The 390-nt window shown below is 71.3% G+C and carries 1 pseudogene; it reads left to right on the forward strand.

What is annotated here, in order from left to right:
• Nucleotides 1-390 (forward strand): annotated as a pseudogene (locus tag FMP39_RS37675) (insulinase family protein); the annotation flags it as partial.

The raw sequence follows: 390 nt of genomic DNA on the forward strand, positions 1-390 counted from the left end.
GACGCGCGGTGAGATGGTCAACCTGGCGCTGGACCTGCGCTGGGGCACCGCGGAGACCTTGAACGGCAAGCTGCCCGCCGCCACCTACGCGGGCGGCATGTTGATGCGCGGCACCACGAAGCACACCCGCCAGCAGCTCTACGACGCGCTCGACAAGCTCAAGGCCCGCGTGGGCGTGGACGGCGGCGCGATGGGCGCCAGCGTCTCCATCGAGTGCCCTCGCGCGAGCCTCCCGGAGGTCCTCAAGCTGGTGGCCGAGGTGCTGCGCGAGCCCGCGTTCGACGCGAAGGAGTTCGCGCTCCTCAAGCAGGAGCGGCTGGCCTCGCTGGAGTCGCAGCGCAGCGAGCCTCAGCCCCAGGCCAGCATCGCGTTCTGGCGCCTGCTCAGCTC

Origin of the sequence: Myxococcus sp. AB056 (assembly GCF_006547365.1) — a bacterium.
Lineage (GTDB): Bacteria > Myxococcota > Myxococcia > Myxococcales > Myxococcaceae > Myxococcus > Myxococcus virescens.